The following is a 9,962-nucleotide window of genomic DNA, read 5'->3' on the forward strand; positions in this document are numbered from 1 at the left end:
AACTCAATCAGGATTCTTGATCTGGCTTCGGCGGCGATCCTTCCTTGAGCAACTCGGCCATGTAGTGGCGTTCGCCATTCCATTCATATAATTCCACGCCGCAGATTCGGCAAGGAATGCCGCCTTTATTTCGCGCTGGTATCGTTTGTTCGGTGAACCAGTATTCACTTCCGCAGTTCTTGCACGTGACCTTCATGCTCCCATCATACTCGACCGCGCATTAAAAAGCCGCCCAGAATTGGCCGCAGCAACGAAGGCAGCATGATGCGGCCGCCTCGTCCCCGACCGCGGGCAGCCGGAGCAAGGGATACGCGTGGCCGCGAAAGTCAGGCGCGCCGGCCGGCACGTCAGCGATGAATGTTTCCTGCGATAGCCGCTCAAGCCCGTGCTTCTAATCGGCCGATAGAAATAGATGGACACCCAAGATGCCCCGTTGAACTCCAGCTCGGTTCAGCGGGGTTTTTAATGCGCCCTGTGAGCGGTTGGACTTGGCAGTCGCGATCTCCGCCGCCCTCTCCAGCCGGTGAATCGTCGGGCGGGATTCTCATCGTCTCACGGTTGTCGCGGCTGGACGCGGGGCGGCGGGATTCTTGGTTCTGCCATCGACTATACGAACGGAGCCGACTCATTCCCAATTGGGCGAATTGCTTGCCAATCGCTTCGAGGACTTCGTACAATGGGCGTGAATGAAAGGGGATACCCGCTACGTGCGAGTAAACCGTCCGGGCGAATACGAATTAGGCGCCAAACATCGTAACAGGGGGTTTAACCATGCCGCGACGACTTCTGGTCCTTTCGATTGTCTGGGGCATACTGATGTCGAGCAATTCCATTGCGCGAAGCGAGGATAACTCCGTCAAACGAGATACTTTGACAAAGCTGGACGGAGCGTGGCGACTCGTTTCGTATAAACCCGCGGGTTCCGGCGAGTACGTCGACTTTCCCGACGGCTGGCAGCAAATCAAACTGGTGGTTGACGGCCGCTTCGTTTGGACGCTCGCTAACGACGGAAAAGTCTCTCGCTCGGCTGGAGGTAAATGCGTCACTCTGGGCGATGAATACACCGAACAAATTGAGTTTGTTAGCGACCAGAGCGACGAGTGGATGGTCGGAAAAACAGGCGCGTTTACGGTCAAGCTGGACCAGAACAAATTGTATCTCGATGGTGTGATAAAGTCCGACAAGGGGGTCGCCAAGATCACAGAAATCTGGGAGCACGTCAAGTAATCTCCGGTACAGTGCGAACCCGCTGGGGCTGATGTGCTTTTTTCGGTTCCATTCCCAAGCTCGACAGCACCGTCGTGGCGTATCTCTCTTCATAGAGCTGGACCAAGGCAGTTTTTGCTGCAACGGCTCGATTTGCATCGCCGCATTATCCCCGACCGCGGGCGGCCGGAGCAAGGGATCGCGGGGCCAAGGCAGCCGCGATCCCAGCCGTTGGGCCAACGCATCGGCGGGCGGGATTCTCAACGTCCCAGGGTTGACGCGGCCGGACGCGGGCGGCTGGATTCAGAGCGATGCTCGCCATACCAGGACGAATCACCACAGCCTGCCCCATTGAAAACTGCATCTCGACAATGCTTTCCGAAGATCCGCTATCGCGGCATCGCTGACGTCGGTAAGGCCCAGGTCCAGTGTTTGCAACGACATTAACCCTTTCAAGTTTGAAAGTCCCGCGTCGCTGATCTTGGTCATCCGCAAGTCCAGGTTCTGGAGTTTCGTCAACCCTTTGAGGCTTGCCAGTCCAGAGTCGGTGACTCCCGTTTGATACAGATACAGCGATTTGAGTTCGGTCAACCGTTTGAGGTGTTCAAGTCCCGTATCAGTCACCTCGGTCATCCCCAGGCTCAGCTCCTGGAGATGGGTCAACGCTTCCAGATTCACCAGACTTGCCTCTGAGAACTTGGTGTTCGCCAGGTACAGCGTTTTCAGCTCCACCAATTCCTTGAGCTTCGCCATCGCATCGTCGCTGACGGTCGTGCCCGGCGATCCGAACTGTACATTTTCGACCTCACTGAAGAAGTTCTCGCCAAGCAAGCCGCGCAGCCAATCTGGTCCCGGTGGTTTCTCATTCCCGTGCTCCATCTGGTAGTCGTACCATACACTGCCGCCCGATCTCAAAATCGCCTCCGCCGCATCCAACTCCTTGCGCTTGCGCTCGATCTTTTTCCCTAGCCAACCACACGCGACGGCGCAAATCATCGTGAAGATCAGCAGCGTCCGCAGGCTGAATTGGAACCATCGGCGATTGCGTTTCGGCGGCTCGCTTTGCATTGCCGCATTATCCCCGACCGCGGGCAGCCCGGGCAAGGCGACCGTGCGCTACGGGAGCTGAGATCCTCGCCGCCTTTGGCTCGCAGAAATCCGCCGCCTTGGAAAAGTGATAGCCCTGCCCCGGCCCTGCCGACGCTATTGCTCAGCTTGGCAACTTCGTACAATTGCTCCCGTCACTTCTAGAGCGCTGCGCGGAGTTGCTCAAATGCAGGATCTAGCACCGGTTTTTCTTGGCTGCATTGTCGGTTTCCTCTCCTGGTTCATCGTGCGCTGCTTGGCCATGGGTTTCTTCACCGTCGACCAGAACGAACGGGCCGTGAAGACCTGGTTCGGCCGGGCCGAACGCATTGGAACCGCGACCACTCTCGATGACCCCATCGCCGAATCTCTTCAAGCCGAGCAACGTCAACGCTATTGTTATCCGCAGGTTCGCGTCATTCATTCGGGCGGACCGTATTTTAAATGGCCCTGGGAAAAAGTTCACAAGGTCACCATCGCCACGCAAACGATGAACATGGCCTACGATCCTGAAAGCCCCAAAGCCAACGCCCAGGGCACCGTCCTCGAAGCCGTCACCAAGGATCAACTCAACACGGGCCTTAAAGGCCAGATTCGCTATCGGATCTCCGAAAAGAATCTCTACGCCTATCTCTTCGGTGTAAATTACCCGATCGCGCACGTGATGGGGTATTTCGTCTCGATCCTGCGCGAACGCATCGCGACCTTTGAAGCGCCGGCTCCGAAGCAGTTGCCCGGAGCCGCGGCGAAGCCGGACGCCGTAACGGCCGCCATCGGCATCTCCATCAACGACCTCCGCAAAAACCTGAGCGACATTAACGACCACATGTCTCGCGAGTGCGCTTCATCGGAAGCCCGCTATGGAATCACCCTCGACGCCTCGCTCATCACCGGTATTGATCCGCCCCAGGATGTCGAGTCGGCGCTGGCGGCCATTAACACCGCGTATAACCAGGTCTCCTCTGACATCAGCCTCGCCCAGGCATCCGCCGACCAGAAAATCGTCCAATCGAAACGCGCCGTGGAAATCGAAACTCTCAAGGCCGAGGCCGAAGTCGAGCCTCTGATGGCCATGGCGACGCAACTGGCCGAATTGAAGAAAAGCGGGCCGGACGTTCTGAGCGCCTATTTGCGCAATGTACGCCTCAAGCTCTTCAGCGAGTCCCGCCGCGTAATCCAGGAGGCGAACCATGATTGACTTCGCCATCGCGGCCGGCGCGACATTTATCGGCCTGTTTGTTTTAGTCCCGATTGCTCTCGGTCTGGCTCGCCTGTTTGGTTTCTACACGGTCGTCTGGGAACGTCAGTGCAAGGTCTATGTGCTATTCGGCAAGGTGATCGGCCAGTTGGACGAACCCGGATTGCATTTCCTGTGGCCGAAGCTTGGCCTGCGCTCGTTGATCGTCAATTTCTCGGGACGCTGTTACGTCCTGGACATGCGGCTCGACCAGGAATATCTCCGGAGCACGCCGGTCAACTCCGAGGAAGGCGCGCCGATGGGGATCGGAATCTGGTACGAAATGTACATCAGCAATCCGGTCGCCTATCTCTTCAAGAACGCCGACCCCCGCGGCTCGTTGGCCGCCAACGTCGGCAACGCCACCGTCCGCTGTCTAAGCAATATGAAGCTGGCGGAGATGCTCGAGAATCGTCACGCCATGAGCCTGACCGTGCGCACCGAGGTCTCCCCGCAGTCCGAGGAGTGGGGTTACAAGCTCGGCTCCGTTTACATCCGCAAGGTCCATTTTCGCGACGTGGGGATGACCCAGCAGATCGAGGAGAAAGTGGTGAACCGCCTGCGTCAAGTCACCAGCGCCATCAAGCAGGACGGCGCCAACCAGGTGAGCATCATCACCAGCACGGCCGAACGCCAGGCCGCGATCGAATTCGCCAAAGCCGCCGCCATGCGCCCTCAAATTGTGGGCGTAGCACTGCAGAGAATCTCCCAGGACCCCGAAATCTCTAAAACCATGTTCGAGATTCTCGAAACTCAGAACATCATCGAAGGCAAAGCCGAGATCACATTGGTGCCACGCAACCAAAAGCTGCTCGGCGAATTCATGGCCGCCCAGGAAAACACATCCGCCTTCGCCGCAGCGCAAAAAACGCAGTAAATGCAGAGCGGAGTGGGTGAAAGTCGTGCGCAGGCTGGCCGCGTCGTCTCGGGGTTTTGTCGCCGGGCTATTTTACAGTCGTTGAGTTGGCCTGGGCCTCCGACTGCCGCTTAAGAGCACTTAGTTGAAGGATCGCGCGGTGAAGTTCTTGGCCAGTCACATCCAGCCTCCGTTTTGCGTCAGCCTCATTTTGCCGCGCTTCATCCCGTTCGCGGATCAATCGCTGGCGATCTTGCACAACCCAAGTGACAGTTGCGGACAGCATCGCCAGCAGCGTGACGCCGATCAGCAGCGAGCGCAAGCTGAATTGAAACCAGCGATAATTGCGTTTTGACGGATCAACATTAAGTGGCTCGCCTTCCATTGCCGCATTATCCTCGACCGCGGGCGGCCCGAGCAAGGCCGCGCGGGAGCCACGATCCCGGCCGCCCGCTGGCACGCCGGGCGGCTGAATAATCGGCGGGGCGGTCGGTACTTCGCTACGGTCAACACGACGATCCCGGCGATAAGCAGAATGACGCTGCTTGGCTCAGGGACACTTGCCACGCGGAAACCGATGCCGTTGCCCACAGCCACCGGATTGTCGGCGTTGCGGTTGGAGGAACGCAGGACGAACGAGGGGTCGAAGCACGACCCGCCACGCACGCCACGCGACGAAACGTCGAACGCGGATTCATTCCATTGCTGCACGTCGCCTCCTTGATCGAATGTGCCATACGGCCCCGGCGAGGCGGCAAATGCGCCGACCGAAGTCAGATGGTTCGTCGGGTCAGTGTTGTTAAAGTTCGCGTTGTTTTTGCCGGTCGCGGAAAGCACGTTGCTCGGCGTGCTGTTGTTCTGCGTCGGGAAAAGCCAGTAACCCGCGTTTGTGCCACCCCCCTTGTAATACGCGGCCTTGTACCATTCGTCTTCCGTGGGGATGAAATCGGTCGCGTTGAGATTCCGCGTGACGGCCATCAAGGCGGTGGTCGAGGTCGCGCCGTCGAGCGTGTAGGCACCCGACTCGGTCGTGCCTGGTCCTTCCACGTCGGTCGGCTGGCCATTTTGTAGCCAGTTGGCGAACCGGGCCGCATCGCCCCAACTGACCCAGTTCACAGGGAAGTTTTCGTGGCCGGCGACGACGGAATAGCTGTAATTTCCTGAGGCGCCGCTCTGGTTGATTCCAGCGCGGGCGGGGCCGCTCGCCATGAAGGAGTTGTAAAGCCCATACGGATCGGCAGCGGCCACGGCGTTCAGAAAGGCGGCGTATTGGCTGGTCGTGACATCGTACTTGCCGATTTGGTAGGCATAGCTGACCGCGCCGTAACCGTTGGAATCGGCCGCGTTGCCCGGATCGCCGACGGGGACCATCGCGACGTTAATCAAGCCAGCCCGCACCGAGCCGACCATCGTTACCGCGAGAATTGCGAGGGAGCAGAGTTTGGCCGCTTTAGATGCGAAGAATCGGTGCATTAGCGAGCTTTGTCTCGTAAGGGTTTGCCGACGCCGAGCAATCACACGGCAGTTGGCATCGTAACCACGCGCCGGGCGCGAGTCAATTTGCTCGTCGCGCCACCGACGATCCAGGCCGATGGGCCAACGTATCGGCGGGCTGAATTCTCAAGTCCCACGGTATGCGCCCGGATGCGCTGAGGCTCGATAACGGGCGTATTCAATCGGCCGGAATCTCAGATTTCCGTCGCGGCGCACCCGGAAAGCATTATAATTTCGTCCGTTCCCTCCACTATTTGTGGCGGCCTTATTCACCAGGAGGCGGATCATGTCATTGCAACGCCGAAATCATGGGTTCACGCTTGTCGAGCTAGAAGCGGTAATCGTCATCGTCGGCATGATCGTCGCGCTGTTGCTGCCGGCTCTGGCAGCCTCCGCGGCTCAGGCAAATCGTGTCGCGTGTGAAAACAATTTGCGACAGCTTGGGTTGGCCCTGGCGAATTTCGAATCTGGCCAGAAGAAATTCCCGACGGTCCAGTTCAACTTCTCTGCCGCCGCGGCAGCGCCTGAGGATTGCCGCCCGGCGGATGCGAGCGGCGGCAATTCGACGACTGGCTATAGCTGGATTATTCGGATTCTTCCTCAACTCGAAGAGAATAACTTCTATTCTAACCTCTCCGATAAATCCAACCGCTTTTCGATTCAGAACGGCCCGTTCGACCCCAGCCTAGTGACGCGCACCTGCGCCACGCAGCACGTCTCTTGCGCGCCGTTGTTGACCGCGATCTGTCCCGATTGGGCCGGCAATGCGTATACGCGCAACAAAATGGCGATTGACGCGGGGCGCGCTGCTAATCCCGACGAACCGGCAGAGCAAGGAGCGCCCGAGTATGCGGCGGTCGATGCGGCCACGCCGGGCACCGGCGATGAGTCGTTCAAAGGGCGGGTCGGGGCGACCTGCTACAAGCCCATGGTCGGGACTCACATGGTTAAGGGAATGCCGATAGAGAACGGCGGGATGGCCCTCGGCGGCGGGCAAGGACTGACATTTCAGGACTTCGGCGATGGCACTTCCAAGACGATCCTTCTCGCCGAATCGAAGGAATGCGGCTATGCCTCTTGGTACGATGGCACGTTGAATTGGCTGGTCGGCAACGATCCCAACCAACCGGCGCCGGGGGCGGACGACAAACCTCCCTGGACCAACGCCGCCGTGGCGCTCAACAAGGGATTCGACCCGAAGGACGCGAACTCCGTCCCTTATATGAAAAAGGACAATTCGAGCAACAAACCGCAAAACGACATCTGGTGGGGACCATCGAGCGATCATGCCGGCGGAATCGTCTATCACGTGTTCGCGGACATACATACGCTCGGCATCACCGAAGCCTGCGACCCTCCCACGTATCTTGCACTAATCACGCGCGACGGCAGCGAGCGGATCGACGATACGAAGATCAAGTGATCGCCATACTCGACCGCTCTTGCAAGTCCCACGGTTGCCGCGGCCGGACGCGGGGCGGCGGGATTTTGGGTGGTTACGCCGGGTCAAGCTGCCGTTGCTCCAACTCAACTGGCGTGGAGCCACGGACACCGGGGACTTTAATCATCACGACGGCTCTGCCGTTGAGGTCAGACACTAGGTCAACGACGCCAACGAAATCCTTGAACGTACCCTCGTCGATGCGCACGCGGTCCCTTTTTTTGAAACGATTTGATTGCGGATCAGTTTCCATCGCCGCATTATCCCCGACCGCGGGCAGCCGGAGCAAGGTTGGCGTGGCGAGACGCTAGCCTATCCGACAATTCCCGCCACAGATTTTTTAATTCCTTGGGTGCGGAGCCGAAACTCCTCGGGACTTGATGCGGCGTGACAGCCGGTTTCCAGATCAATAAGTCCCTGCGAGAAGAGCTGGAACAGGCTCTCCAGAAGGCTCACCATTCCCTCGCTGCACTGGGCGATCACGTCGCTCAGTTGAAAATCTTTTCCCTCGCTAATGAGTTTTTGAACGATCGGCGTGGCGACAAGGACCTCAACCGCCGGCACCCGCTCGACGCCCTCGGCGCTCGAGCTAACTAGCCTTTGCGACACAATGCCCCGCAGATTGAACACGAGCGACTGTCGAATGGCCGCGCGCTCGTCCTCGGGAAGGAGGCTCAGCACGCGATCAATCGTTTGGGCGGCGCTGGATGCATGCACTGTTCCGAAGACGAGGTGCCCTGTGTCCGCAGCCTGCAAGGCGGCCCGAAACGTCTCGGGGTCGCGCATTTCGCCGACGAGGATGACATCTGGATCCTCGCGCATCAGGGCTCGCAATGCCAACGCAAAGTCGGGAACGTTCACGCCCACCTCGCGCTGATTGACAAGCGACTTCTTGCTCTCGTGCAGGAATTCAATGGGGTCCTCGATCGTGACGATATGTTCGCTGCGCGTGCAATTGATGTGCTCTAACAGGGCGGCGATGGTACTGCTCTTGCCGCTGCCCGTAATGCCGGAGACCAGCACCAATCCCTGTTCCAGCTCCGCGAGCTTTGCGACCTCGGGCGGCAAATGTAATGATTCGAAACTGGGTATCTTTCGGGGAACAACGCGCGCGGCGACGGCAAGGCCCGACTCCTGCCGAAACACGTTAATCCGAAATCGAACTTGGCGATCCAGATCGTAGGCAAAGTCCACAGAGCCTTGTTCGAGAAGGCGTCGCCGCTGATCTTCCGACAGGAGCGATAGCACGCGAGCCTCGAACTCTTCGGTGGGAGCCGGTTCGCGTTCAACGCGATGCAACTCTCCATCCACTCGAACTCGTGGCGATTCGCCTGCCTTCAGGTGCAGATCGGACGCCCCAAGCCGCACAACGCCACGCAAGAAGGAGTCGATCTCGGTCGAGCCTCGGCGGGGTCGCGTATGATGAAATGTTGCCGCCGCCGATTCGTGGTCAGCAATTGGAGCCAGAGAGTCGGCGATATTGTCGGTTGACATGGACAGACCAGTTCGGTGGAAATTGCCGACCGCTCTCACTTCCTGAGCTGGCGCTCCGCCGACCATCGGCGCATGCGGTTTCGGGCGGCTCGATTTGCATGGCCGCATTATCCCCGACCGCGGGCGGCCGCGGCAAGCGATATGGCGGGCCGGAAGTGTCCCGCGATCGTGGTGGTCGCCCAGCGATGGCTGGCAACTCACCGGGGGCGCCAATCAAACTTCAGGAACGCCACGAGGGCCGCAAGGGATACGGCGATCACAATGATGCAGCCAATCGAACAAGCTCGACCAAGATTCTTCTTCTCGGCGTCGAGTCGCGTCTTGCTGACCCATGCAGCTTTGAGGGATTCCTGTGCAAACTCAATCGGTTCTTTCGCCTTGACCTTCGCTGCCACTGCTTTCAGTTGTTCGCCGCTGAGAAAGTGGTCCGTAACCAACAAGTGCTTGGTAAGGCTCTCATCGTCTTCTGGCTCGTAGCCACATTCTCTGCAACGGATGAAAGCGCCGTGCTTGAAGGAGCCGCAGTTAAGGCAGACTGTTACAGTCATTGCGAGATTAGGTCGCCGAACAACGTCCGCAGGCTGAACTGAAACCAGCGGCGTTTGCGTTTCGGCAGGTTGGCTTTGGTCGGCTCGGTCTGCATGGCCGCATTATCCCCGACCGCGGGCGGCCGGGGCAAGCGATCGTTTTGGCATCGGGACAAGCCGGCCTGACGCGGGCAGCACGAGCAAGCGATAGTCGCTTGAGCGGCTTTTTCGTTGGCCCGCGGGTCGCGATGCTCGTCTTGATCGGCACGATGAGCACAGCCTGAAATGGCAACGCTGTGACAAACGCCATTAGCATTGCGAAAACAAAAAGACGATCGTGATGAATCGCCTCAGGCGCTACTCAAGATTGTCGCGACCTCTATTGGCGATTTCTGTCGCTGGCGACTTGTATGGATTCTCGTCGCCAATCGCCGGCTGCGGCGAAGCCGGTTTTTCATCGGCCTGACCACGCTGTTCCTGCTCGTCCTCCTTCGGCCGATAACAAAGAATCGCCAAGAGGATGCCCGTGCCGACCACGAGAACCATCGCCGTGAGACCGTCCCGAAATCTGAATCGCCACACGACAAGGCAGAGATATGCGAACAGCGTGACCATGACGAA

At 58.8% G+C, this 9,962-nt stretch carries 11 protein-coding genes; 4 read left to right on the top strand and 7 right to left on the bottom strand.

Annotation, left to right across the window (positions count from 1 at the left end; genetic code table 11):
- Positions 1–7: 7 nt before the first annotated feature.
- On the bottom strand, positions 8–196 hold the full coding sequence (locus VGY55_12155) for a hypothetical protein (protein HEV2970714.1): 189 nt from the start codon (positions 194–196) through the stop codon (positions 8–10).
- A 575-nt stretch (positions 197–771) separates the two neighbouring features.
- On the opposite strand from VGY55_12155, the gene VGY55_12160 reads away from it, so the two are divergent.
- The gene (locus tag VGY55_12160; GenBank protein ID HEV2970715.1) at positions 772–1,227 is read left to right on the top strand and encodes a hypothetical protein; all 456 of its coding nucleotides are present in this window, start codon (positions 772–774) and stop codon (positions 1,225–1,227) included.
- A gap of 312 nt (positions 1,228–1,539) precedes the next feature.
- Here VGY55_12160 and VGY55_12165 read toward each other — a convergent pair whose 3' ends face one another.
- Positions 1,540–2,202: a hypothetical protein gene (locus VGY55_12165; protein ID HEV2970716.1), complete on the bottom strand. Its 663-nt coding sequence runs from the start codon at positions 2,200–2,202 to the stop codon at positions 1,540–1,542.
- Positions 2,203–2,479: 277 nt separating this feature from the next.
- Here VGY55_12165 and VGY55_12170 point away from each other — a divergent pair, with 277 nt between their 5' ends.
- Positions 2,480–3,490 (top strand): SPFH domain-containing protein, encoded by a 1,011-nt coding sequence (locus tag VGY55_12170; protein ID HEV2970717.1) that lies wholly within the window; start codon positions 2,480–2,482, stop codon positions 3,488–3,490.
- On the top strand, positions 3,483–4,406 hold the full coding sequence (locus VGY55_12175) for an SPFH domain-containing protein (protein HEV2970718.1): 924 nt from the start codon (positions 3,483–3,485) through the stop codon (positions 4,404–4,406). The genes VGY55_12170 and VGY55_12175 overlap by 8 nt, the downstream gene beginning before the upstream one ends.
- 285 nt (positions 4,407–4,691) lie before the next feature.
- On the opposite strand, the gene VGY55_12180 is transcribed toward VGY55_12175, so the two are convergent.
- Positions 4,692–5,858: an SUMF1/EgtB/PvdO family nonheme iron enzyme gene (locus VGY55_12180; GenBank protein ID HEV2970719.1), complete on the bottom strand. Its 1,167-nt coding sequence runs from the start codon at positions 5,856–5,858 to the stop codon at positions 4,692–4,694.
- A gap of 307 nt (positions 5,859–6,165) precedes the next feature.
- On the opposite strand from VGY55_12180, the gene VGY55_12185 reads away from it, so the two are divergent.
- Positions 6,166–7,302, top strand: coding sequence for a DUF1559 domain-containing protein (locus VGY55_12185; protein ID HEV2970720.1), 1,137 nt, complete (start codon positions 6,166–6,168; stop codon positions 7,300–7,302).
- 73 nt (positions 7,303–7,375) lie between these two features.
- Here VGY55_12185 and VGY55_12190 read toward each other — a convergent pair whose 3' ends face one another.
- The 4 genes from VGY55_12190 to VGY55_12205 form a co-directional block, all read right to left on the bottom strand.
- On the bottom strand, positions 7,376–7,573 hold the full coding sequence (locus VGY55_12190; GenBank protein HEV2970721.1) for a hypothetical protein: 198 nt from the start codon (positions 7,571–7,573) through the stop codon (positions 7,376–7,378).
- Between the two features lie 59 nt (positions 7,574–7,632).
- Positions 7,633–8,922: a PilT/PilU family type 4a pilus ATPase gene (locus VGY55_12195; GenBank protein ID HEV2970722.1), complete on the bottom strand. Its 1,290-nt coding sequence runs from the start codon at positions 8,920–8,922 to the stop codon at positions 7,633–7,635.
- 89 nt (positions 8,923–9,011) lie between these two features.
- Positions 9,012–9,362 (bottom strand): hypothetical protein, encoded by a 351-nt coding sequence (locus VGY55_12200; protein HEV2970723.1) that lies wholly within the window; start codon positions 9,360–9,362, stop codon positions 9,012–9,014.
- Between the two features lie 336 nt (positions 9,363–9,698).
- Positions 9,699–9,962 (bottom strand): hypothetical protein (locus VGY55_12205; GenBank protein ID HEV2970724.1); only part of this gene is annotated, 264 nt, incomplete at its 5' end.

Source organism: Pirellulales bacterium (assembly GCA_035939775.1).
Classification (GTDB): Bacteria; Planctomycetota; Planctomycetia; order Pirellulales; family DATAWG01; genus DASZFO01.

Bases quoted from the DNA above. Each gene is read 5' to 3' on its own strand.
- VGY55_12155 (HEV2970714.1), bottom strand. From the start codon at position 196: ATGAAGGTCACGTGCAAGAACTGCGGAAGTGAATACTGGTTCACCGAA.
- VGY55_12160 (HEV2970715.1), top strand. From the start codon at position 772: ATGCCGCGACGACTTCTGGTCCTTTCGATTGTCTGGGGCATACTGATG.
- VGY55_12165 (HEV2970716.1), bottom strand. From the start codon at position 2,202: ATGATTTGCGCCGTCGCGTGTGGTTGGCTAGGGAAAAAGATCGAGCGC.
- VGY55_12170 (HEV2970717.1), top strand. From the start codon at position 2,480: ATGCAGGATCTAGCACCGGTTTTTCTTGGCTGCATTGTCGGTTTCCTC.
- VGY55_12175 (HEV2970718.1), top strand. From the start codon at position 3,483: ATGATTGACTTCGCCATCGCGGCCGGCGCGACATTTATCGGCCTGTTT.
- VGY55_12180 (HEV2970719.1), bottom strand. From the start codon at position 5,858: ATGCACCGATTCTTCGCATCTAAAGCGGCCAAACTCTGCTCCCTCGCA.
- VGY55_12185 (HEV2970720.1), top strand. From the start codon at position 6,166: ATGTCATTGCAACGCCGAAATCATGGGTTCACGCTTGTCGAGCTAGAA.
- VGY55_12190 (HEV2970721.1), bottom strand. From the start codon at position 7,573: ATGGAAACTGATCCGCAATCAAATCGTTTCAAAAAAAGGGACCGCGTG.
- VGY55_12195 (HEV2970722.1), bottom strand. From the start codon at position 8,922: ATGCGGCCATGCAAATCGAGCCGCCCGAAACCGCATGCGCCGATGGTC.
- VGY55_12200 (HEV2970723.1), bottom strand. From the start codon at position 9,362: ATGACTGTAACAGTCTGCCTTAACTGCGGCTCCTTCAAGCACGGCGCT.